The sequence below is a fragment of the Pseudomonas sp. MH9.2 genome (assembly GCF_034353875.1).
GTDB lineage: Bacteria > Pseudomonadota > Gammaproteobacteria > Pseudomonadales > Pseudomonadaceae > Aquipseudomonas.
In genome coordinates, this window is the sequence record NZ_CP133784.1 from 3,350,378 (window position 1) to 3,371,410 (window position 21,033).

The following is a 21,033-nucleotide window of genomic DNA, read 5'->3' on the forward strand; positions in this document are numbered from 1 at the left end:
AGTCAGCAAAGAGGGGCGAGTTTATTTATCGAAAATAAACTCGCCCTTTTTCTGCATGTTTACTGTCAGCGATGCCGACGAGATCAGCGCTCCGATGTATGCCATTCCATAGGGTTAGACGAAGGGCTGACCATGAAACCCTCGAGGGAGTCGCTGCGGTCCGGGCATATCCGTGAGCCGCTGTTGCCAAGAGGCACGCCAGTCGCTCGATGCATGAGCAGTCCTCGCTTTCCTCGCAGCTCTGCGTGCTGCGTTTCGCACGGTTTTCCTCGCCTCTTTGAAGGCATCGGTGTTACGGCAGTTGCGACACTTCACACGTCCAAGCTCAGTGGTGGAGATGATGTTGTCGCCGTGGCGGCCGCAGGCGATGTGCCCGGCGAGCCTGTAGTGAGTAACCATCGGTAAATCTCCTTCGCAGTGATTGCGGTACAGGAGTAAAAACAAGACGGATTTATCTATTAAAAGTAGATCCGTCTTGCTCAATTTGCAACGTACCGTTGGTCCCAACAATCTGCGCCACCCGCTCCAATGCGATCTTCAATTGTGCTCGATTGCTGGCTGCACACAGGCTGATGCGTACGGCATGGGTATCGTGTTCCTTGACTGCGAAAACCTCAGCAGGCACCACGTCGACCTGTGCTGCACGGCAGGCCTCGGCCAGCTTCATGGAGGGCAGTGAGCTGGTGACCCAAATGTGAGGAGACGGGCTTTGTGCCTGATACAACGCCGCGCCGAGTGTCTTTTTTGCCAAGCGCCAGCGCTGGGTGGTTTCTTCGGTCTGCCACGCCAGACGACGTTGTGCGGTTCCATCGTTGATCCATTGGCAGGCGATACTCAGGCAGAGCGGTGAAACGCCCCAGTGCGTGGCCTGCGCGTGGGGGTCGATACGTTCAAGCACGGACGGTTCGGCCGTGATCCAGCCAACCCGTAAACCGGGCGCGACCGTTTTCGACAGACTTGTCACCAACAGGCCATGCTTGCCCAACAGTCGCGTCAGTGGAGGTGAGGAGGTCAGCGCGCCATAGACATCATCTTCGATAATCAGCAGGTCATGCTGTCTTGCGACTTCCGCGATCTCGAATTGCCGCTGGGGCGACATGATCGTTGACGTCGGGTTCTGTAGCGTGGGCGTCAGCACGACGATTTTTGCCCCGGTGGCCCGCGCCATCCGGTCGAGTTCGTCAGGGAGGATGCCGCATCGATCAAGCGCAACGCCATGCATGGGCAAGCGCAATTGGCGGCAGGCCGCTTTGATCCCTGGCGCAGTGAAGGCTTCCACGATGACCGGCTCGCCGGGCTGACACAGCGACAGCAACGCCGTGAACAACCCCTGCTGGGCGCCGTTGCACAGCATGATGTTTTCTGTGGGCACGTTCAGGCCCCGGGCTTGCAGCCAGGCGGCACCCTGAGCCCGGCCAACTGCCAGGTCGTCAGCCGTGAGGTAGCGTTGCAGGCGCTGTGCTTGTCCGTTATTGATCAGCGTAGAGAGCGCCAAGACTTCGTCCTGACTGTCCTCATCGGTCACCGGCACATTGGTGCAAAGATCAATCAGGGCAGGGCGTTCGCTTGGTTGCTTGAGCCGGAACAACGTCGCCTCTTTGCTCCCGGCCAATACATAAGTGCCGCGCCCCACTTCACCCGAAACCAAATGCCGCCGCGCGGCCTCACGATAGGCCTGCATCGTCGTACTTGGGTTCAGGCCCAGGTTCCAGGCGAGACGTCGTTGCGGTGGCAGCCGCTCGCCGACTTTTAACTCGCCGCTTTCTATCGCGCGCGTGATCGCTTCAACCAAGGCCAGGTACTTCGGCTGCGCACTGTCGTTGAGCGTCGGCGTCCACATTTATTGTTGCTCATGCAATATAAGGTTTAACCCATACAATGCCCCGGCCCTAAGATCAGGTCAAACCCACCCACAACCCGGTGACCTGATGTTTGACCTCGCCTCGTTACGCCACGCCGCGCAAACCATTCGCCCACTGGTTCCGCCTACCCCCCAATACGCATGGCCGCGCTTGGCCGAGCGTCTGGGTTGTGAGGTCTGGGTCAAACACGAAAACCACGCACCGACCGGCGCCTTCAAAATTCGTGGTGGCCTGCTGTACGTACAGGGATTGCTCAAGCGCAAACCTGACGTTACCGGGCTGGTGACTGCCACCCGAGGCAATCATGGGCAGAGCCTTGCAACGGCCGCACGCAACGCAGGGCTGCCGATTATCATCGTTGTGCCCCTCGGCAATTCGCAGGAAAAAAATGCCGCGATGCGGGCCATGGGCGCGCAACTTATCGAGTACGGGCAAGACTTCGACGAGGCGCGGATAGAAGCCGCGCGCCAAGCCGAAATGCAGGGCTACGAGAGTGTCCCGGCGTTTCATCCTGACCTTATTTTAGGTGTCGCGACCTACGCGCTGGAATTGCTGGAGGCGGTGCAGGGTCTGCAGACGGTCTACGTCCCCATCGGTATGGGTTCCGGCATATGCGGCCTGATCCAGACTCGCAACTTACTGGGCCTGAAAACCGAAATCGTCGGTGTCGTATCCGAACACGCCGACGCCTTTGCGCAGAGCGTCGAACAAGGCCGAATCATCACCACCGAAACCGCCAACACCTTCGCCGACGGCATGGCCTGTCGCCTGCCATTGCCGCAAGCATTCGACATCATCCGCCGAGGCGCAGCGCGAATCGTCCGGGTTAATGACGACGAAATCGCCAGCGCGATCCGGATCTTCCACGAAGACACCCACAACACCGCCGAAGGCGCCGGAGCTGCGGGCCTGGCGGCGCTGATCAAAGAGCGTGAGCGCCAACAAGGTGCCAAAGTGGCGGTGATTTTGAGTGGGGCGAATATTGATCGGCAGGTTTATGCGCGGGTGCTTGGGGGGTGAGTTTTCAGTGTTGGATTACGTCTTCTTGCGCCTACCAATAACCCTCTGAAATAGAACATCATCTGTGGGAGCTGACTTGTCTGCGAATAAGCCCGGTACGGGCTTCAGACATGCCCTAATGCACCCACATCACTGCATAGCCCAAGGTCATCAGACCCCAGGCTACCAGCGGATGAAACACCACTTGCCACACGCGTGCATGCGGGTCGAAGCCCACGCCGTGCACGTACCCCGCAGCCACGCCCCACATGACCAGCATCAGCAGGTTGTGGTTGTAGTGCCCTTGGGCGTTGAGGATGGTGATGGGGTGGATCAGTAGAATCAGGCTCAACGGAACGGCCAGCAGCAGGGACAAGACCCTGCTGCTGGCGCGTCGCAACCGCGGTGTGGCTTCAGATGTCACCCGCTGGCTCCTTGTCCAGCGTGTCGGTGGCCTCGAGCCACATGACGTTGATGATGCCGAAGCTACAGGCCAATAAGACACCGAGGATCCAGGCGAAATACCACATAGTGTGTGCTCCTCAGTAAAGGCTGTGAGTGTTGGCGTCGATGTGTTTGGTGGTCACTTTTCCCCACATTTTGGCGTAGCACCAAAGGGTATAGCAGAGGATCAGTGGCACGAAAATCGCTGCCGCAACCAGCATGATATTGAGTGTCATGCGGCTGGAAACAGCATCCCACACGGTCAGGCTGGAGGCAGGGTCGATACTCGACGGCATGACAAACGGAAACAGGGCGAAACCGGCTGTGCAGAGGGTGCCAACGATGGCCAGGCTGCTGCCCAGGAACGCACAGCGACTGTGACCGCCGCTGGCCGAGAGCAGGGCCAGCAGCGCGCCGACTATCCCCAAGACCGGCGCAATGATGGTCAGTGGGTATTTCCCGTAGTTCACCATCCAGCCCGGATTACTCGCGGCCACGGTTTTGCTCAGCGGATTCAAGGCTATGCCGGGTTCGAAGGCTGAGGTGATGGTTTGCCCTTCAATGCCGCCCAGCAAGAGCCAGACTCCGGCACCGATGAAGGCGAGCAGGTAAACCGCCGCGAACAGTTGAGCAGCGCTGCGAGAACGCCGGGCGATGTCACCCTCTGTACGCATCATCAACCATGTGCCGCCGTGCAGGCAGAGCATGCTCAAGCTGACGACGCCAGCGAGCAGCCCGAATGGGCTGAGCAGTTGCCAGAAGCTGCCGTGGTAGCTGGAGCGCAGGGTATCGTCAAATTGGAAGGGCACGCCCAGGAGCAGGTTGCCGAACGCCACACCGAATACCAGCGAAGGCACCACGCCGCCAACGAACAGGCCCCAGTCCCAGCTTTGCCGCCATCGGGTGTTGCTCAGTTTGCTCCGATAATCGAAGCCTACGGGGCGAACGAATAAGGCGAACAGTACCAGCAGCAGGGCCCAGTAGAAGCCCGAAAACGCGGCGGCATACACCAATGGCCAGGCGGCGAACAACGCCCCGCCGGCGGTAATCAGCCAAACCTGGTTGCCATCCCAATGCGGCGCGATGGTGTTGATCACCACGCGTCGTTCGTTATCGTTGCGGCCGACGAAGGGCATCAGCGCGGCGGCGCCGAGGTCGAAACCATCAGTCAGGGCGAAGCCGATCAGCAAGACGCCAACCAGTACCCACCAGATCAGTTTGAGGCTTTCATAGTCGAACATCGTTGTGCTCCTCAGACCAGGGTCGGCTGTGTGGCGTTGTCGGGTGTTGCCTCGCGTTCCAGGTGATAACGACCCGTGTGCAGACTGCTCGGCCCGAGTCGGGCGAACTTGATCATCAGGTACATCTCGATCACCAACAGCACGCTATAGAACGCGATCAGCGCCAGCAGAGAACCCCAGACATCACCGGTCGACACGCTTGAAGCGGACAGATGGGTCGGGAGTATTTCACCCACGGACCAAGGCTGACGACCGTGCTCCGCGACAAACCAGCCGGTCTGCGTGGCAACCCACGGCAGTGGCAGGCTGAACAGGGCCCACCTGAGCAGCCAGGGTTTGCTCATTTCGTTCTTGCGGGTAGACGCCCAGAACGCACAGACGAACAGGGCCAGCATCAGGAAACCGCTGAGCACCATCAGGCGAAAGGTCCAGAAAATCGAAGCCACGCCCGGGATAGAGTCCAGCGCGGCCTGCTTGACTTGTTGGTCGCTGGCATCGACCACCTTGTTCGTGTATTTCTTGAGCAGCAGACCGTAGCCCAGGTCCTTTTTCACCGCATTGAAGGCAGAGACCGTCTGTTCGCTTTTATCCCCGGCGCGCAGTTGCTGAAGCAGATCATAAGCAACCATGCCATTGCGAATCCGTACCTGATGCTGGGCAACCAGGTCCTTGATGCCTGTCACCTTCGTGTCCAGCGAGCGCGTGGCAATAATCCCCATGACATAAGGGATTTTTACCGCGTAGTCGGTACGTTGCTCGGCCTGATTCGGCAGCCCGAACAGGGTAAAGGCTGCAGGTGCGGACTCGGTATCCCACTCGGCCTCGATTGCCGCGAGCTTGGTTTTTTGAACATCGCCGATTTCATACCCGGACTCGTCGCCCAGAATGATCACCGAAAAAATCGACGCCATGCCGAAAGCCGATGCAATGGCAAAGGAGCGCCGCGCGAACCCTATATCGCGGCCCTTGAGCAGGTACCAGCTTGAAATAGCCAAGACAAAAATCGCGCCGGTCACGTAACCGGACGCAACGGTGTGGACGAACTTGACCTGTGCCACGGGGTTGAACAGCAATGCGCTGAAACTGGTCAGTTCCATCCGCATAGTGGTGAAGTTGAACTCTGCGCCGACCGGGTTTTGCATCCAGCCGTTGGCGATCAAGATCCACAATGCCGACATGTTCGAACCGATGGCCACCAGCCAGGTAACCCCCAGATGCTGGACTTTGGTCAGACGATCCCAGCCAAAAAAGAACAGGCCGATGAAGGTCGATTCCAGAAAGAACGCCATCAAGCCTTCAATCGCCAACGGGGCGCCGAAAATGTCGCCGACGTAATGGCTGTAGTACGCCCAGTTAGTCCCGAACTGGAACTCCATGGTCAGGCCGGTGGTGACACCCAAGGCGAAGTTGATGCCGAACAGCTTGCCCCAGAACCGGGTCATGTCCTTGTAGACCTGCTTGCCGGTCATCACATAAACCGACTCCATGATGGCCAGGAGGAAGGTCAAACCCAGGGTCAGAGGGACGAACAGAAAGTGATACAGCGCCGTCATAGCGAATTGCAGTCGAGATAAGTCGACGACTGATTCCGAGATCATTGGGGGTTCTTCTCAGGAAGTGCGGGAGGGGGGCCAAGCATGTGTTGGCCTACTTTGACGCCGTCATCCATGACCTCAACCGGAGCGCTGAACCAGATGCTTCGGATCCCCAACAACAAGACGAGCTTGATAAGCAATATCAGGCCAATTTCCTTCATTAATGGTTTTTTTAGAAAATCGAAGGGGCCTGGCATGACGGGTACTCGCAGGGATGGCGGAATTGTCCTGACGGCGACGGTGGCTAATATTGATCTGGATCAATATTTTCAACTGCAACGGGAGTGACGGAACGTCACACCCAGGCCGCGAGACGCATGAGCTGTCCGCACCGGGCAATGCTCGTCGGCCTGATCGTAGGGAACCGAGAACGGGTGTGATACACGACAGTATTGGGTACCGAACTAACGCTGATAAGCCACGTTGGCAGCTATGATGTTGTAGTCGGTATCCAGAATGATGGTCGACTGTTTTTTAAGTTCGAGATACAACACCCGCTCGTGCTGTTCTTGGGTTGACGTATGAAAACTCAATAAAAACAGTTAGTTGTAAGTTTATTCAGATAATAGAAGATTGGCATGCTGATTGAGATGAATACAGGTGGCCAGTCGCGTGTCACCCAACCATCAGGAGAGCCGCTGTGATCATCGGTGACCAACTGCAGGTAGAAGCGTTCTTCGACAGCCATACGTGGACGGTCAGTTATCTGGTGCTGGACCGTGCGACGAAACAATGTGCGCTGATCGACAGCGTGCTGGATTACGACCCCAAGTCAGGACGCACCCATACCGATTCGGCCGACCAATTGATCGCACGGGTTCGTGAGTTGGGCGCATCGGTAGAGTGGATACTGGAAACCCACGTGCACGCCGATCATATTTCCGCCGCAGCCTACCTGAAGAAAACGCTCGGCGGAAAAACCGCCATTGGTAGCCTGATAACCGTCGTGCAGGAAGTGTTCGGCAAGCTCTTCAATGCCGGCAGCGATTTTGCCCGTGATGGAAGTCAGTTCGATGTACTGCTCGATGATTGCGCGCACTTCAGCATTGGCTCGCTGCGGACCAGGGCGATGCACACGCCGGGGCATACACCTGCGTGCATGACTTATGTCGTCGAAGTCGAAGGCGAAACCATCGCTTTCGTAGGTGACACCCTGTTCATGCCGGACTACGGCACTGCGCGGTGTGATTTTCCTGGTGCCGATGCGCGAACGATGTATCGCTCGATAAAAAAGATCCTGAGTCTGCCTCCACAGACCCATCTGTTCATGTGCCACGACTACTTGCCCAATGGCCGCGAACTCAAGTACCTGACAACCGTCGCGGAACAACGCGCCAGCAATATCCACATACACGACGGCATCGATGAAGACGCCTTCGTCAAGATGCGCGAAGCACGCGACGCTACCCTGGAAATGCCCGTCCTCATCTTGCCATCGGTGCAGATCAATATGCGCGGCGGTCTTCTGCCGGAGCCCGAAGACAACGGCGTCCGCTATCTGAAAATTCCGCTTAACGCGATTTGAATATGGGCTCAGGCGGAAAAATGAACGAACACAACCTGCTGCACCGGAGGGACGCAACGATGATCGACTGGTTAAATTTCACACCCTGGACTTCGTTGGCCGGAGGCGCGCTGATCGGGCTGGCCGCCAGCCTGTTTGTTCTGGCCAATGGGCGGGTGTCCGGGATCAGCGGTCTGCTCGGCAGCCTTCTACAGCCCGACAGCGAAGGCCGTAGCGAAAAGGCACTTTTCCTGCTCGGCCTATTGATTGCGCCACTGGTGTGGGGACTGTTTGCTGCCTTGCCGCTAATAGCGTTCAAAAGCGGTTGGTTTGGCCTGGCAGTGGCCGGTTTGCTGGTGGGCGTCGGCACCCGCTACGGTTCGGGCTGCACCAGTGGGCACGGGGTGTGTGGGATTTCCCGGCGTTCCCCGCGTTCCATCGCGGCCACCATCACCTTCATGTTCGCGGGATTCATCACCGTCTTTGTCCTACGTCATCTTCTCGGGAGCTAATCATGCGCAAACTGACAGCCTTCATTGCTGGCCTGCTATTTGGTATCGGCCTCTTGCTCGCCGGTATGGCCAACCCGGGCAAAGTGCTGGGATTTCTCGATCTGGCAGGCGCTTGGGATCCGTCGCTGGCGCTTGTGATGGTCGGCGCCATCGCCGTGGCGAGCGTGCCGTTCAACTGGGCCGGCAAACAATCGACATCGTTGCTGGGTGCGCCGATGCAACTGCCCGTCAAACGCGAGCTGGATGCGCGCTTGATCGGTGGCAGCCTGCTGTTCGGTATCGGTTGGGGCATCGCCGGGATATGCCCGGGACCGGCAGTGGTCCTTCTGCTGACGGCCCACTGGCAAGCTTTTGTTTTCGTGTTGGCCATGCTGGTCGGCATGTTGTTATTCACCGCGCTGGAAGCCCGGCGCGTACATTGATCGGGAGATCACCATGAACGCAAACGTTGGAACCATCGACCGCGTCCTGCGCATCGCACTGGGCGTTATTCTCATCGGGCTGACCGTATTCGGGGTCATTGGCGTGTGGGGTTGGATTGGCGTAGTACCACTGGCGACCGGCATCTTCCGCTTTTGCCCAGCCTATTCACTGCTGGGCATCAAAACCTGCAAACGTGATTGATGCGTCGTCCGATGTGAAAGGAATCCCTTCAGGCCTTGAATCGCTCAAGTCGCTTTGATGGGATTTTTTTGAGCTCCGGGACTGACGCCAGGCGCCAGTCCTCAGCTTCAAATAGTTACCGGGGAACCGCAGCCTCCAGAGCTTGGGCGAGGTCGCTGAGGATGTCATCGCAATGTTCGATGCCGATGGAGAGTCGGACCATATCCCTTGGCACGCCGGCCTTTTCCAGCTCTTCGTCGTTCAACTGGCGATGAGTGGTGGACGCAGGATGGCAGGCCAGTGATTTGGCATCGCCGATGTTGACCAGGCGCACCACCAGTTTCAAGGCATCGATAAAGCGTGCCCCGGCCTCCTGTCCGCCCTTGATACCGAACGACAGGATCGATGCGGGTTTACCAGCGGTATAACGCAAAGCAAGTGCATGCTCTGGATGGTCGGGTAACCCGGCGTATTTCACCCACGCGACGTTTTCATGAGCCTTGAGATAGTGCGCGACTTTGAGCGCATTTTCTGTGTGGCGCTCCATGCGCAGCCCAAGCGTTTCCAGGCCTTGCAGGATCAGGAAGGCGTTGAATGGCGACAGCGCCGCCCCCGTATTGCGCAGTGGCACTACCCGGCAGCGGCCGATGAAGGCGGCTGGGCCGAAGGCTTCGGTGTAGGTCACGCCATGGTAGGACGGGTCGGGCGTGTTAAGCAGGGGGAAACGTTCTTTGTTGTCAGCCCATGGGAATTTGCCGGAGTCGACGACGATGCCGCCGATGCTGGTCCCGTGTCCGCCGATGTACTTGGTCAGCGAGTGCACAATGATGTCGGCACCGTGCTCGAAGGGGCGGCAAAGAATTGGCGTGGCAACGGTGTTATCGACGATCAGCGGCACACCATGCCGGTGGGCAGCGTCGGCTAGTGCCTGAAGGTCAATAATATTGCCGGCCGGGTTGCCAATGGATTCGCAGAAAACCGCCTTGGTCTTGTCGTCGATCAGCGCCTCAAGCGCCGCGATGTCGTCATGGGCAGCGAAACGCGTCTGGATACCAAAGCGCGGCAGGGTATGCGCCAGCAGGTTGTAAGTCCCGCCATAAAGCTTGGCCACCGAGACGATATTGTCACCCACTTCGGCCACGGTCTGGATCGCATAGGTAATCGCGGCCATGCCTGACGCAACCGCCAACGCACCGACACCGCCTTCCATGGCTGCAACGCGCTTTTCAAGCACGTCATTGGTAGGGTTCATGATGCGCGAGTAAATATTGCCTGCGACTTTCAGGTCGAACAGGTCGGCACCATGCTGGGTATCGTCGAACGCGTAGGACGCGGTTTGGTAGATCGGCACCGCTACTGCTTTAGTTGTCGGGTCGGGGCTATAGCCTGCGTGGATAGCCATGGTTTCCAGTTTCATGCGCTCTCGTTCCTTCAGGAGTTGTAGGTGTCCCCGAAGAATGTGTCGAGCAAAGGCGGGAGTCAAGTCAGGGGACGGCGCTTGATTTCAGTGCGCATCACTGCGTGCATGCGTCCATTTCAAGGCATTGCAAATGCATACGAAGGGGGCATACATGGTTTGAAGTTATGGGGCGAGACAGGGAGGGATAGCCAGAAACAACAAAGCCCGCACAGGGCGGGCTTCTTGGGGTGTTTCGTAGACTGTCTGAGACAGCCAGAAACAGCTATTTGGTGCACCAGGCGGGATTCGAACCCACGACCACTGCCTTCGGAGGGCAGTACTCTATCCAGCTGAGCTACTGGTGCAATGCGGGCGCCATGATACTCATCTGGCTGGCGGGCGTCCATGCTGGTGAGTGCTGTTGTTGATTTCGCACGTAACAGGGTGTGAACGTGACGTTGATCTGAAACTAATCGGCTAAACTCCGTTTTCGTTCTTTTTTTCGAACAGACTATTGTCCTTTACCCCCGCAGACCCTAGGATTCGTTTGAGATTTCAAACGCTTTTGGCTGGGTGCTGAACCGCACGTTCTACGATCAGTGCGCTATTTGTGCTTGAGTACGGTGAATGATTTCCTGACGGCAGCCTTTTATAGGCGCCTTTGAACAAACAAAAAATTCGCTCCGCGCGTGCGCGGTGCTGTTTAGGAGACCGACATGCAGCTTAAAGACACCCAATTGTTCCGTCAGCAAGCCTTTATCGATGGCGTTTGGCTGGATGCGGACAATGGTCAGACGATCAAGGTGAACAACCCGGCTACCAATGAGATCCTCGGGACTGTTCCGAAGATGGGTGCTGTTGAAACCCGTCGCGCGATCGAAGCTGCTAACAAGGCGCTGCCGGCCTGGCGTGCGTTGACCGCCAAGGACCGTGGGAACAAGCTGCGTCGTTGGTTTGAACTGATTATTGAAAACCAGGACGACCTCGCTCGCCTGATGACCCTGGAACAGGGCAAGCCGCTGGCTGAAGCCAAGGGCGAAATCGTTTACGCCGCTTCGTTTCTCGAGTGGTTCGCTGAAGAAGCCAAGCGCATCTACGGTGATGTGATTCCTGGTCACCAGCCAGACAAGCGTTTGATTGTGATCAAGCAGCCAATCGGCGTGACGGCGGCGATTACGCCGTGGAACTTCCCTGCAGCGATGATTACCCGTAAAGCGGGCCCGGCGTTGGCTGCTGGCTGCACCATGGTTCTGAAACCGGCTTCGCAGACTCCGTTCTCGGCTCTGGCGTTGGCTGAGCTGGCGCACCGCGCGGGTATCCCGAATGGTGTGTTCAGTGTTGTCACCGGCAGTGCTGGCGACATCGGCGGCGAACTGACCAGTAACCCTATCGTGCGTAAATTGTCCTTCACAGGCTCGACTGAAGTCGGTCGCCAACTGATGGCTGAATGCGCCAAGGACATCAAGAAAGTGTCCCTGGAATTGGGCGGCAACGCGCCCTTCATCGTGTTCGACGACGCCGATCTGGATAAGGCGGTCGAAGGTGCGATCATCTCCAAGTACCGTAACAACGGTCAGACTTGCGTTTGCGCCAACCGCTTGTACGTGCAGGACGCAGTCTATGACGCGTTCGCCGAGAAGCTGAAAGTCGCGGTGTCCAAGCTCAAGATCGGTAATGGCCTGGAAGTCGGCACCACTACCGGCCCGTTGATCGACGGAAAAGCCGTGGCCAAGGTCAAGGAACATATCGCTGACGCCATCAGCAAAGGCGCGACCGTACTGGCTGGCGGCAACAGCATGGAAGGTAACTTCTTCGAGCCGACCATTCTGGTCAACGTGTCTAAAGATGCGGCTGTCTCCAAGGAAGAAACCTTCGGTCCGCTGGCTCCGCTGTTCCGCTTCAAAGATGAAGACGAAGTGATCGCGATGGCTAATGACACCGAATTCGGTCTGGCGTCGTACTTCTACGCCCGCGACCTTAGCCGCGTATTCCGTGTTTCCGAGGCACTGGAATACGGCATGGTTGGCGTTAACACAGGCCTGATCTCCAACGAAGTCGCGCCGTTTGGCGGGATCAAGGCGTCGGGTCTGGGCCGTGAAGGCTCGAAGTACGGCATCGAAGATTATCTGGAAATCAAGTACCTGTGCCTGGGCATCTAATTCTGTCAGCACAGTAGCGACACGTAATTCCACCTGTAGTTGGAACGTTGCAGCAGTCGATCATCGTATGCTGCTGCAACTGCCACCCGACTGCTTAATCCTTGAACTACGCCGCCCGATGAGCGGTGAATGAGGACATTATGAGCCAGACCAACGAATCCTTGATGAAACGCCGCAATGCCGCTGTTCCGCGCGGCGTGGGCCAGATCCACCCGATCTTCGCGGCTTCCGCGAAAAACGCTACTGTTACCGACGTTGAAGGTCGTGAGTTCATCGACTTCGCGGGCGGTATCGCGGTACTCAACACCGGTCACCTGCACCCGAAAGTTATCGCGGCCGTGCAAGAACAACTGACCAAGCTGACCCACACCTGTTTCCAGGTGTTGGCCTACGAACCGTACGTTGAGCTGTGCGAAAAGATCAACGCCAAGGTGCCAGGTGATTTCGAGAAGAAAACCCTGCTGGTCACCACCGGTTCCGAAGCGGTAGAAAACGCTGTGAAAATTGCCCGCGCCGCCACTGGCCGTGCCGGTATCATCGCGTTCACTGGCGCTTACCACGGCCGGACCATGATGACCCTGGGTCTGACCGGTAAAGTCGTGCCTTACTCGGCCGGCATGGGCCTGATGCCAGGCGGCATCTTTCGCGCGCTGTACCCATGTGCACTGCACGACGTGACGGTTGACGACTCCATCGCCAGCATCGAGCGCATCTTCAAGAATGACGCCGAGCCACGTGATATCGCCGCAATCATCATCGAACCTGTTCAGGGCGAAGGTGGTTTCTACGTTGCGCCGAAAGAGTTCATGATTCGCCTGCGTGCCCTGTGCGACAAGCACGGCATTCTGCTGATCGCGGACGAAGTTCAAACTGGCGCTGGTCGTACCGGTACGTTCTTCGCGATGGAACAGATGGGCGTATCTGCCGACCTGACCACCTTCGCCAAGTCGATTGCTGGCGGTTTCCCGTTGGCTGGCGTTTGCGGCAAAGCTGAGTACATGGATGCCATCGCTCCAGGCGGCCTGGGTGGCACTTATGCAGGTAGTCCGATTGCATGCGCTGCTGCACTGGCCGTATTGGACGTGTTTGAAGAAGAGCACCTGCTGGAGCGTTGCAAAGCGGTTGGCGAGCGCCTGGTGACGGGCCTGCGCGCGATTCAAGCCAAGTACCCAGTAATCGGTGACGTTCGTGCCTTGGGCGCGATGATCGCTGTCGAGCTGTTTGAAGGCGGTGATCCGCACAAGCCTAACGCGGCTGCTGTGGCTCAGGTTGTAGCCAAAGCGCGCGACAAGGGTCTGATCCTGCTGTCGTGCGGTACTTACGGCAACGTGTTGCGCGTTCTGGTGCCTCTGACTGCTCCTGACGAGTTGCTGGACAAAGGCCTGGCGATCATGGAAGAGTGCTTCGCTGAACTCGCATAAGTGTGAGTAAGTAAGCAAAAAAACCCGCTTCGGCGGGTTTTTCTTGTTTTAGGACAAGCATTTGCGCTTAGCGCCTATATCCCCACGGTTTGTTTGGATAGAGTGCGGGTATCGCTGTCGGAGAGCCCGGAATGACTGTTCTTGAACCGCCCACTGCACCCCGTGTTTTGATCGCTGAGGCTGACCCTTGGGTGCGCGACATGCTGACCGAATTAGTCCTGAGCGTGCGCGGTGATGCTGATCTGAAAGTGTGCTCCGAAGGGCTGGAGGCGCAAGACTGGTTGAGTCATCACCACCCCGATCTGGTGATTGCCGGTTGGGAACTGCCGGGCTCCGATGGCTTGAACCTGCTGCGCGGGGTGCGTCAACAGCGTCGTCAGCCGACGTTGCCTTTTATCCTGCTGAGTAGCCGCAATGACAGCGCCAGCGTGCGCGAGGCATTGCCGCTGGCGCCCACCGCTTACTTGACCAAGCCCTTGAATATGGACGGTCTGCGCCAACGCCTGGAAGATTTGCTGCTTCAGTCGAGTGAGCCGGTCGCTGTCGAAATTCCGGCATTGGCACCTGGTTTGAGTCTGTCGCAGTTCCTTGAAAGTCGCCGGGAAACCGCAGATGGTGCGCCCTTGCGGGTGGATGTGCATCAGGCGCTGAGGAGCAGTCAGGGTGCGACCGGCGCGGATTTGAGGCTGCTGGAGCAGGAACTGCGAGCTGACCCGCATATCACGGCAGTATTGATCGCTGCGGCCAACAGTGCGGCGCAGCACTTGGGCAAAGGCGTGCAGACCTTGCCGCAGGCGCTGCAGGCGCTGGGCCCGACGCAGAGTGTCAATCTGCTCCTTGGCCTGGCCATGAAGCGCGGGGCGAGGCTGACGGACAAAGGGCTGATCACCCACGCCCAGCGTTTTTGGGAGCAGTCGAGTCGCGCGGCTGAATACGCGCGCTCGCTTGCGCGTTTGCTGGATCTGGACCAAGAGCGTTGTTTCTGTGCCGGATTGTTGCACAGTCTGGGTGATTTGACGGTGTTGCGTTGCTTGCAGGACTGGATGCTGGCCGGTGGTGAGCTGGATGAGAAGGCGGTCAGCGAGTCGTTGGCGCAATTCGGTGCGGGGTTCGGTTCGGCTCTGCGCACGCGCTGGCGCTTGCCACTGGAACTGCGTGAGTTGATCGCGGCGGTCTATCACTTCGGCGGAGGCGTTTACTCGCGCGAGGCCCTGGCTATGAACGTGGCGGCGCAACTGGCGCTGCTCGGCCCGGAAGAGGGCGTTGATGCACTGGCCAACAGCAAACCGGCCCGTCTCTTGAAGATCGGGGCATCAGAGCTGGGGCGGTTGCGCAAGACGTAAATCTTCGTTGGCCAATAGGCCATTTTTCGCGAAAAAATCGCGAAAAGGCTGCATCAGGGACAGAAAACCTTCAGACCAAGACAATCTGATTCTTGCCCTGACGTTTGGCTTGGTACATCGCGGCATCGGCCCGAGCGTAGAGAACTTCCAGGCCAAGGTCATCGTCGCGGAGGTTGGTCAGGCCCTGGCTTACGGTGATGCCGAATGCCTGGTTGTTGCACTGGAAGCTCAGGCGCTGGATTTCCCGCTGCAGCCGTTCGGCGATTTGCTTGGCCATGTCCGGTGCGCACCCAGGGAGCACGGCGGCAAACTCTTCCCCGCCGATACGTCCGAACACATCGCCTCGACGAAGAGCTGAACGTCCACTCTCGGCGATGCGTTGCAACACCTGATCGCCTTCCTGATGGCCGTATGTATCGTTGACCAACTTGAAATCATCGATGTCCAAGAGCAAAAACGCCAAGGGCAAGCCCTGCAAGCGAGCCTGTTCGAACTCATGCTGAGCGCATTCGAAAAAGTGCCGACGGTTACTGCTCTGGGTCAGCACATCAGTGGTGGCGAGACGTTGAAGTTCGCCTTCAAGCTGCTTCTTTTCGGTGATGTCTTCGGCGATACCCACCACAATCAGACGCTGTCCGAGTTCCTGGCGACTGATAAAGCATTTGTCGCTCAGCCAGCGAACCTGCCCGTCTGAACGGATGATCCGGTATTCGCGGTCTTCGATGGCGCCCTTGTCCAGCACCTGGGTCAGGCTGCGTTCGGCATAGTCCAGGTCGTCGGGGTAAATGCTGTCGCGCCACTCGTTGTAGTCGGCGAGCAACAGGCCGGCCGAGCGCCCGAAAATCTGCTCATAGGCCGGGCTGACGTAAATCATTTGCTGGGTTTCCCAGTCGAACGCCCATAACACCGCGTTGACGCTGACCAGCAGCGAACTGAAAAGCTGTTCTCGTTCGCTCAGGCGTGCGACTTCTGCTTGGGCGTGCATCAGCGCCAGGAGGGTTTCCGCGGAAGGCGGCAGGTCGGTGGGAGAGGGCTGGTTAATGGGTGTCTGTCTGTCCATGAGCACTGCATCTCTAGAAGATGTGCGGCGCACAGCCACAAGTGAGCCCACCGAAATAGTGAGCTATTCATTCAGATAGAAAGTAGGACATGAAGTTCCAGCAGGCGCGCTCCCGGGCGGGGCGCGCCGATCAACGGTGTCAGACGGCGACAGGCCGTAGCGAGTAGGTTTTCAGTTGGCTGGCGAAATCACGCAGTGACTGGATACCACTGGCTTCGGCTTCATGAACCCACTCTTTGATCGCGGCGAGCATGTCGTGACCGTTGGTGCTGGTTTTTAGCCAGATATGTTGCAATGCCAAGCGCTTCTCGTAGATCACTTTCAGTGCTTGGCTGTGTTCAAGCATGGTCTGGATGTGCAGATGGTGCTTGTCATCAAGCAGGCTGGTTTCTCGAGAGAGCAGGCGCTTGGCGCGATGGAACTGATGGCGTACCGACACATCGGCCTTGGTCAGTTCTTGTTTCACCAGCGGCGCGATCACCAATTTGCGGTACTGAGCCATGATCTGAAAGCGATTGTTGAGGATTGCCATGGCGGTATCCATGTCAACATGGCCCTTGCCTTCAACCCGGTGGGCGATAGGCGCAACGCGTTGAACCTTAGCCAGACGGAAGAAGCTGAAAACCTTGATCCAGGCCCAGCCCATGTCGAACTCCCACTTCTTGACCGACAACTTGGCCGAGTTCGGGTAGGTGTGATGGTTGTTATGCAGCTCTTCGCCGCCGATCAGGATGCCCCATGGCACCAGATTGGTCGCCGCGTCACGGCATTCGAAATTACGGTAGCCCACGGCATGACCAAGACCATTGACGACGCCTGCGGCCCAGAAGGGAATCCACATCATCTGTATCGCCCAGACGGTGATGCCGATCACGCCGAACAACGCGAGGTCGATCACCGCCATTATCGAGATCCCGAGGAGAGGGAAACGAGTGTACAAGTGGCGTTCGATCCCGTCGTTCGGACAATTTTTGCCGTAGATGCGAAGTGTGTCCGGATTTTCCGCTTCAGCGCGATACAATTCGGCGCCTTTGCGCAGTACAGTAGACAGCCCTTTGATCACAGGACTGTGTGGATCATCGACGGTTTCGCATTTGGCGTGATGCTTGCGGTGAATGGCGGTCCACTCACGGGTGTTCTGGGCAGTGGTCAGCCACAGCCAGAAACGGAAAAAGTGTTTGAGCCCAGCGTTGAGTTCCAACGAACGATGGGCGGAGTAGCGATGTAGATAAACCGTGACGCCGACAATGGTCACATGGGTCATCAACAGGATGGCTACCACCAGTTGCCAAACTGATAAATCAAGAAGACCGTTGTTCCACATAAAATGTGTTGCCCTCAAAAATGCTCGATGAATATAAAAGCAGCAGCAGGCATTATCACTGACTCAGCTGATAAAACCAGTCGCACTTTTAGATAAGAGTCGCCGGATGTTTCTACTCTATAATCCGCGCCTTTCGTAAGGTTTTTTTAATTTTATGTCACTTTCTTCTCGCAATGCGCTGCGGACGGCCCTGCTCTACGCGCTGGTGTCGGCTTTGTGGCTTGAGATCAGCAATGCCTCGCTTCGGCATCTGATCCAGGATCAGGCTAGTTTCGACCAATGGCAGTTGGTAAATGCCTATGCATGGCTGATTTTCAGCGCCGTGCTGATTTTTTTCGCCCGCACCCGGCTCCTCGGCTGCATGGCCGCCGCTGCCCGAGCCGGGCTGAAAAAGCAGGACCAGGAGCGCTTGAGCCAAGCGGAGGCGGTGTTCGATTGCACGTGCGAAGGCGTCGTGGTCACTGACAAGCAGGGTTTGATCGTGCATGTGAACCGGGCCTTCATGGAAATTACCGGTTACCAGGCAAACGAAGTGCTCGGGCTTAACCCGAAAAAATTCAAGTCTGGCCGCCACGGACCTGAATTTTACCAGACCATGTTTCAGGCGTTGAACGCCAGCGGTCAATGGAGCGGTGAGATCTGGAACCGTCGTAAAAACGGCGAGATTTTTCCGCAATGGCAAAGCATCCGCGTCATCAAGGATGAGAACAGTGAAATCAGCCATTATGTGGCGGTATTTTCGGACATCTCCGCCATCAAGCGTTCGCAGCGCGAACTGGTGCACCTGGCGCACTTCGATCCGCTGACCAGTCTGCCTAATCGTCTATTGTTTACCGACCGTACCGAGCAAGCTCTGGAGCATGCCCAGGCCAACAAGCGTGGCTGTGCGTTATTGCTGATCGATCTGGATCACTTCAAGAACATCAACGACAGTCTTGGGCATAACGTTGGCGATCAGGTGCTCAAAATTGTGGCTGAGCGCCTGAATACATTGCTCGGCAACGGCATCACCCTGGCTCGGCTCGGGGGGGATGAGTTCGCCGTGTTGGCAGAAAACTGCCAGCAGGTGGCACAGGCCGCAGAACTGGCTCAAAGAGTCATCGAGGGTTTGAAGAAACCGTTCGTGTTCGAGGGCCATCAGCTGTTTATCAGCGCAAGCGTGGGCATCAGCCTGTTCCCCAGTGATGCCCTGAATGCCGAGCAACTGCTGCGCAACGCGGATTCGGCGTTATTCAAGGCTAAAAGCGAAGGCCGCGAAGGGTATGCCTTGTATACCGAAGAGCTGACCGCGCATGCGCAGCAGCGGGTCGAATTGGCCAGTGAGCTCCGTCGCGCCATAGCGCACGAGGAGTTGCGGGTGTTTTATCAGCCGATACATGACCTTTCCAGCGGCCGTATGTCCGGGGTCGAAGCGCTGGTCCGCTGGCAGCATCCTGAACGGGGGCTGGTGTCCCCGGGCGACTTTATTCCGGTTGCCGAACAAAGTGGCTTGATCGCCGATATCGACATTTGGGTGCTCAAGCACGCCTGCCAGCAGATGAGTGATTGGCGCAAAGCCGGGGTCGGCCTTGAATTTGTCGCGGTGAATGTTTCTAGTCGGATGTTTGGTCGCAGCGATATGTATCAGCACGTCGCGCAGGCTCTTCGCGACACGGGGCTTGATTCGCGTTTTCTAGAACTGGAGGTCACTGAAAGTGCGGTGATGGAAGATCCGGACATGGCCATCGAGCAACTGCATCGCCTGCGCGAGTTGGGCCTGCGACTGGCCATTGATGACTTTGGCACGGGCTATTCATCGTTGCTGCGGCTCAAACGCATGCCGGTGCAGAAACTGAAAATCGATCAGGGCTTTATCGCCGGTTTGCCCCATGACGAGGATGATGTCGCCATCGTTCGAGTGATCATCGCCCTTGCGCAAACATTGGGCATGCAGGTGTTGGCCGAAGGCATCGAGCGTCCCGATCAGGCGAGTTTCCTGCTGGAAAACCATTGCGAGCAGGGCCAGGGCTACTGGTTTGGCCGTCCACAGCCGGCTGAAAAGCTGGATTTACACCATGTGGTGACGTTGTCCTGAGCACCCGAATGTCACGTTGCTGGAAACGCGCAATACGTTTCCTTGCCGGGAAATATCTCTAAATTCTTTTTGGTTATATCTGCATTCTTAAATAGTCTTTTTAAGAATAACTGCGCCTCTCTAAGATTACCTCCACGCCACAAGCAGTTGCCCGCGAATCGCTACTGCAGGCACCTCTTATCAAGGAGAAGAATCATGAGCGCATCTCTACGCAGTGTTGACGGCCAGGACGAAGCAAGCATCCTGCGCGAAATTCAGAGTGCGTTGCGCGACCTGCGCTTCGGCGCAGTGGAAATCACTGTGCATAACGCGCAAGTGGTTCAGATCGAACGCAAAGAAAAATTCCGCCTGCAGACCCCGAACAACAAGACCAGTTGACCTGCGGACCCAGGCGTCCGCCAGCTCCCACAGGGAGATGAGTTCGACCCATCAAGCAAAAGCCAACAATCAAAGAATTGTCCAGGAGCTTCACCATGTCTATTCGTCGTTTTGCCTTGGCTGCGCTCGCCAGCGCTGTTTTTGCAGGTTCCGCCGTTGCCAAGGACATTGAGCTGCTTAATGTGTCCTACGACCCGACGCGCGAGCTGTACCAGGATTACAACGCTGAGTTCATCAGTTTCTGGAAGAAAACCCACGCTGACGATACTGTGAAAATTCAGCAATCCCATGGCGGCTCAGGCAAGCAGGGGCGTGCGGTGATCGACGGTCTGCGCGCGGATGTGGTGACTTTGGCCCTGGCTGGCGACATCGACGAAATTGCGAAAATCGGCAAAACCTTGCCCGAGAACTGGCAAACCCGCCTGCCGGATGCCAGCACGCCATACACTTCAACCATCGTGTTCCTGGTTCGCAAGGGCAACCCTAAAGGCATCAAAGACTGGGGCGACTTGATCAAGAATGACGTGTCGGTCATCACCCCTAACCCGAAAACCTCTGGCGGCGCACGCTGGAACTTCCTTGCCGCGTGGGCTTATGGTCTGAAGGCCGGTGGTAGCGAAGCCAAGGCGCGGGAATACGTGCAGGCCTTGTTCAAGCATGTGCCGGTTCTCGACACGGGCGCTCGCGGTTCAACCATTACCTTCGTCAATAATGGTCAGGGTGACGTGTTGCTGGCATGGGAAAACGAAGCCTTCCTGGCACTGAAAGAAGACGGTGGCGCCGACAAGTTCGACATCGTCGTACCTTCGCTGTCGATTCTGGCCGAGCCGCCGGTATCGATTGTCGACAAGAACGTCGACAAGAAAGGCACCCGTGAAATTGCCACTGCTTACCTGGAGCATCTGTACAGCCCGGCCGGTCAGGAAATCGCCGCGAAAAACTTCTACCGCCCACGTAACGCAGAAGTGGCGGCCAAATATGCCAGGCAATTCCCTAAACTGGACCTGGTGACTATCGACAAAGACTTCGGTGGCTGGAAAACTGCGCAACCGAAATTCTTCAATGATGGCGGCGTGTTCGACCAGATTTACCAGGCGCAATAGCCTGTGCAGCGC

The 21,033-nt window shown here is 57.3% G+C and carries 21 protein-coding genes, 1 tRNA gene and 1 pseudogene; 11 read left to right on the forward strand and 12 right to left on the reverse strand.

Annotated elements, in window-relative coordinates; translation table 11 throughout:
* Positions 1 to 114: 114 nt before the first annotated feature.
* Both RHM55_RS15660 and RHM55_RS15665 read right to left on the reverse strand, forming a co-directional pair.
* Positions 115 to 399, reverse strand: coding sequence for a hypothetical protein (locus RHM55_RS15660; protein WP_257604449.1), 285 nt, complete (start codon positions 397 to 399; stop codon positions 115 to 117).
* 52 nt (positions 400 to 451) lie between these two features.
* Positions 452 to 1,840 carry a PLP-dependent aminotransferase family protein gene (locus RHM55_RS15665; protein WP_322177242.1) on the reverse strand — a complete coding sequence of 463 codons (1,389 nt, stop codon included), beginning with the start codon at positions 1,838 to 1,840 and terminating at the stop codon, positions 452 to 454.
* Positions 1,841 to 1,928: 88 nt separating this feature from the next.
* Here RHM55_RS15665 and RHM55_RS15670 point away from each other — a divergent pair, with 88 nt between their 5' ends.
* Positions 1,929 to 2,882 (forward strand): threonine dehydratase, encoded by a 954-nt coding sequence (locus RHM55_RS15670; protein WP_322177243.1) that lies wholly within the window; start codon positions 1,929 to 1,931, stop codon positions 2,880 to 2,882.
* Positions 2,883 to 2,997: 115 nt separating this feature from the next.
* Here RHM55_RS15670 and RHM55_RS15675 read toward each other — a convergent pair whose 3' ends face one another.
* The 6 genes and pseudogenes from RHM55_RS15675 to RHM55_RS15695 form a co-directional block, all read right to left on the reverse strand.
* Positions 2,998 to 3,285, reverse strand: a complete 288-nt coding sequence (locus RHM55_RS15675; protein ID WP_322177244.1) for a cyd operon YbgE family protein — start codon at positions 3,283 to 3,285, stop codon at positions 2,998 to 3,000.
* Positions 3,275 to 3,391 carry a cytochrome bd-I oxidase subunit CydX gene (cydX, locus tag RHM55_RS15680; RefSeq protein WP_322177245.1) on the reverse strand — a complete coding sequence of 39 codons (117 nt, stop codon included), beginning with the start codon at positions 3,389 to 3,391 and terminating at the stop codon, positions 3,275 to 3,277. Before cydX ends, RHM55_RS15675 begins: the two co-directional genes overlap by 11 nt.
* Before the next feature lie 12 nt (positions 3,392 to 3,403).
* Positions 3,404 to 4,546: a cytochrome d ubiquinol oxidase subunit II gene (cydB, locus tag RHM55_RS15685; RefSeq protein WP_322177246.1), complete on the reverse strand. Its 1,143-nt coding sequence runs from the start codon at positions 4,544 to 4,546 to the stop codon at positions 3,404 to 3,406.
* A gap of 11 nt (positions 4,547 to 4,557) precedes the next feature.
* On the reverse strand, positions 4,558 to 6,144 hold the full coding sequence (locus RHM55_RS15690; protein WP_322177247.1) for a cytochrome ubiquinol oxidase subunit I: 1,587 nt from the start codon (positions 6,142 to 6,144) through the stop codon (positions 4,558 to 4,560).
* Complete coding sequence (gene cydP, locus RHM55_RS25965; protein ID WP_330201613.1) at positions 6,141 to 6,338, reverse strand: cytochrome oxidase putative small subunit CydP; 198 nt, start codon at positions 6,336 to 6,338, stop codon at positions 6,141 to 6,143. The genes RHM55_RS15690 and cydP overlap by 4 nt, the downstream gene beginning before the upstream one ends.
* Before the next feature lie 111 nt (positions 6,339 to 6,449).
* Positions 6,450 to 6,683 (reverse strand): annotated as a pseudogene (locus RHM55_RS15695) (AAA family ATPase); the annotation flags it as partial.
* A 98-nt stretch (positions 6,684 to 6,781) separates the two neighbouring features.
* Here RHM55_RS15695 and RHM55_RS15700 point away from each other — a divergent pair.
* The 4 genes from RHM55_RS15700 to RHM55_RS15715 are packed head-to-tail and all read left to right on the forward strand — an operon-like array spanning position 6,782 to position 8,781.
* Positions 6,782 to 7,666: an MBL fold metallo-hydrolase gene (locus tag RHM55_RS15700; protein ID WP_322177248.1), complete on the forward strand. Its 885-nt coding sequence runs from the start codon at positions 6,782 to 6,784 to the stop codon at positions 7,664 to 7,666.
* A gap of 20 nt (positions 7,667 to 7,686) precedes the next feature.
* A complete protein-coding gene (locus tag RHM55_RS15705) occupies positions 7,687 to 8,157 on the forward strand; it encodes a YeeE/YedE family protein (protein ID WP_322177249.1) in 471 nt (156 codons plus the stop codon).
* Positions 8,158 to 8,159: 2 nt separating this feature from the next.
* Complete coding sequence (locus tag RHM55_RS15710; RefSeq protein WP_322177250.1) at positions 8,160 to 8,579, forward strand: DUF6691 family protein; 420 nt, start codon at positions 8,160 to 8,162, stop codon at positions 8,577 to 8,579.
* A gap of 13 nt (positions 8,580 to 8,592) precedes the next feature.
* Positions 8,593 to 8,781, forward strand: a complete 189-nt coding sequence (locus RHM55_RS15715) for a DUF2892 domain-containing protein (RefSeq protein WP_322177251.1) — start codon at positions 8,593 to 8,595, stop codon at positions 8,779 to 8,781.
* A 115-nt stretch (positions 8,782 to 8,896) separates the two neighbouring features.
* Here RHM55_RS15715 and RHM55_RS15720 read toward each other — a convergent pair whose 3' ends face one another.
* Together RHM55_RS15720 and RHM55_RS15725 are read right to left on the reverse strand one after the other, a co-directional pair.
* On the reverse strand, positions 8,897 to 10,177 hold the full coding sequence (locus RHM55_RS15720; RefSeq protein ID WP_322177252.1) for a bifunctional O-acetylhomoserine aminocarboxypropyltransferase/cysteine synthase: 1,281 nt from the start codon (positions 10,175 to 10,177) through the stop codon (positions 8,897 to 8,899).
* Positions 10,178 to 10,447: 270 nt separating this feature from the next.
* Positions 10,448 to 10,524: transfer RNA gene (locus tag RHM55_RS15725), tRNA-Arg, on the reverse strand.
* Between the two features lie 351 nt (positions 10,525 to 10,875).
* Here RHM55_RS15725 and gabD point away from each other — a divergent pair.
* From gabD to RHM55_RS15740, 3 genes are all read left to right on the forward strand, one after another.
* On the forward strand, positions 10,876 to 12,318 hold the full coding sequence (gene gabD, locus RHM55_RS15730) for an NADP-dependent succinate-semialdehyde dehydrogenase (RefSeq protein ID WP_322177253.1): 1,443 nt from the start codon (positions 10,876 to 10,878) through the stop codon (positions 12,316 to 12,318).
* A 140-nt stretch (positions 12,319 to 12,458) separates the two neighbouring features.
* Positions 12,459 to 13,739 carry a 4-aminobutyrate--2-oxoglutarate transaminase gene (gabT, locus tag RHM55_RS15735; RefSeq protein ID WP_322177254.1) on the forward strand — a complete coding sequence of 427 codons (1,281 nt, stop codon included), beginning with the start codon at positions 12,459 to 12,461 and terminating at the stop codon, positions 13,737 to 13,739.
* 131 nt (positions 13,740 to 13,870) lie between these two features.
* Entirely contained in the window at positions 13,871 to 15,082 is a 1,212-nt protein-coding gene (locus RHM55_RS15740; RefSeq protein ID WP_322177255.1) for an HDOD domain-containing protein, read from the forward strand.
* Positions 15,083 to 15,152: 70 nt separating this feature from the next.
* Here RHM55_RS15740 and RHM55_RS15745 read toward each other — a convergent pair whose 3' ends face one another.
* On the reverse strand, positions 15,153 to 16,142 hold the full coding sequence (locus RHM55_RS15745; protein WP_322177256.1) for a sensor domain-containing diguanylate cyclase: 990 nt from the start codon (positions 16,140 to 16,142) through the stop codon (positions 15,153 to 15,155).
* Between the two features lie 139 nt (positions 16,143 to 16,281).
* Positions 16,282 to 17,466 carry a delta-9 fatty acid desaturase DesA gene (desA, locus tag RHM55_RS15750; RefSeq protein WP_322177257.1) on the reverse strand — a complete coding sequence of 395 codons (1,185 nt, stop codon included), beginning with the start codon at positions 17,464 to 17,466 and terminating at the stop codon, positions 16,282 to 16,284.
* 154 nt (positions 17,467 to 17,620) lie between these two features.
* On the opposite strand from desA, the gene dibA reads away from it, so the two are divergent.
* The 3 genes from dibA (at position 17,621) to RHM55_RS15765 (ending at position 21,021) form a co-directional block, all read left to right on the forward strand.
* On the forward strand, positions 17,621 to 19,540 hold the full coding sequence (dibA, locus tag RHM55_RS15755) for a phosphodiesterase DibA (protein WP_322177258.1): 1,920 nt from the start codon (positions 17,621 to 17,623) through the stop codon (positions 19,538 to 19,540).
* A 195-nt stretch (positions 19,541 to 19,735) separates the two neighbouring features.
* Positions 19,736 to 19,918, forward strand: coding sequence for a sulfur starvation response protein OscA (oscA, locus tag RHM55_RS15760; RefSeq protein ID WP_322177259.1), 183 nt, complete (start codon positions 19,736 to 19,738; stop codon positions 19,916 to 19,918).
* A gap of 95 nt (positions 19,919 to 20,013) precedes the next feature.
* Positions 20,014 to 21,021 carry a sulfate ABC transporter substrate-binding protein gene (locus RHM55_RS15765; protein WP_322177260.1) on the forward strand — a complete coding sequence of 336 codons (1,008 nt, stop codon included), beginning with the start codon at positions 20,014 to 20,016 and terminating at the stop codon, positions 21,019 to 21,021.
* Positions 21,022 to 21,033: the final 12 nt, after the last annotated feature.

Coding starts and splice junctions, on each gene's coding strand:
- RHM55_RS15720 (WP_322177252.1), bottom strand. CDS start 10,177: ATGAAACTGGAAACCATGGCTATCCACGCAGGCTATAGCCCCGACCCG.
- RHM55_RS15670 (WP_322177243.1), top strand. CDS start 1,929: ATGTTTGACCTCGCCTCGTTACGCCACGCCGCGCAAACCATTCGCCCA.
- RHM55_RS15660 (WP_257604449.1), bottom strand. CDS start 399: ATGGTTACTCACTACAGGCTCGCCGGGCACATCGCCTGCGGCCGCCAC.
- RHM55_RS15690 (WP_322177247.1), bottom strand. CDS start 6,144: ATGATCTCGGAATCAGTCGTCGACTTATCTCGACTGCAATTCGCTATG.
- RHM55_RS15765 (WP_322177260.1), top strand. CDS start 20,014: ATGTCTATTCGTCGTTTTGCCTTGGCTGCGCTCGCCAGCGCTGTTTTT.
- cydX (WP_322177245.1), bottom strand. CDS start 3,391: ATGTGGTATTTCGCCTGGATCCTCGGTGTCTTATTGGCCTGTAGCTTC.
- RHM55_RS15715 (WP_322177251.1), top strand. CDS start 8,593: ATGAACGCAAACGTTGGAACCATCGACCGCGTCCTGCGCATCGCACTG.
- RHM55_RS15665 (WP_322177242.1), bottom strand. CDS start 1,840: ATGTGGACGCCGACGCTCAACGACAGTGCGCAGCCGAAGTACCTGGCC.
- RHM55_RS15740 (WP_322177255.1), top strand. CDS start 13,871: ATGACTGTTCTTGAACCGCCCACTGCACCCCGTGTTTTGATCGCTGAG.
- RHM55_RS15710 (WP_322177250.1), top strand. CDS start 8,160: ATGCGCAAACTGACAGCCTTCATTGCTGGCCTGCTATTTGGTATCGGC.
- desA (WP_322177257.1), bottom strand. CDS start 17,466: ATGTGGAACAACGGTCTTCTTGATTTATCAGTTTGGCAACTGGTGGTA.
- RHM55_RS15705 (WP_322177249.1), top strand. CDS start 7,687: ATGAACGAACACAACCTGCTGCACCGGAGGGACGCAACGATGATCGAC.
- gabT (WP_322177254.1), top strand. CDS start 12,459: ATGAGCCAGACCAACGAATCCTTGATGAAACGCCGCAATGCCGCTGTT.
- dibA (WP_322177258.1), top strand. CDS start 17,621: ATGTCACTTTCTTCTCGCAATGCGCTGCGGACGGCCCTGCTCTACGCG.
- gabD (WP_322177253.1), top strand. CDS start 10,876: ATGCAGCTTAAAGACACCCAATTGTTCCGTCAGCAAGCCTTTATCGAT.
- cydP (WP_330201613.1), bottom strand. CDS start 6,338: ATGCCAGGCCCCTTCGATTTTCTAAAAAAACCATTAATGAAGGAAATT.
- oscA (WP_322177259.1), top strand. CDS start 19,736: ATGAGCGCATCTCTACGCAGTGTTGACGGCCAGGACGAAGCAAGCATC.
- cydB (WP_322177246.1), bottom strand. CDS start 4,546: ATGTTCGACTATGAAAGCCTCAAACTGATCTGGTGGGTACTGGTTGGC.
- RHM55_RS15745 (WP_322177256.1), bottom strand. CDS start 16,142: ATGGACAGACAGACACCCATTAACCAGCCCTCTCCCACCGACCTGCCG.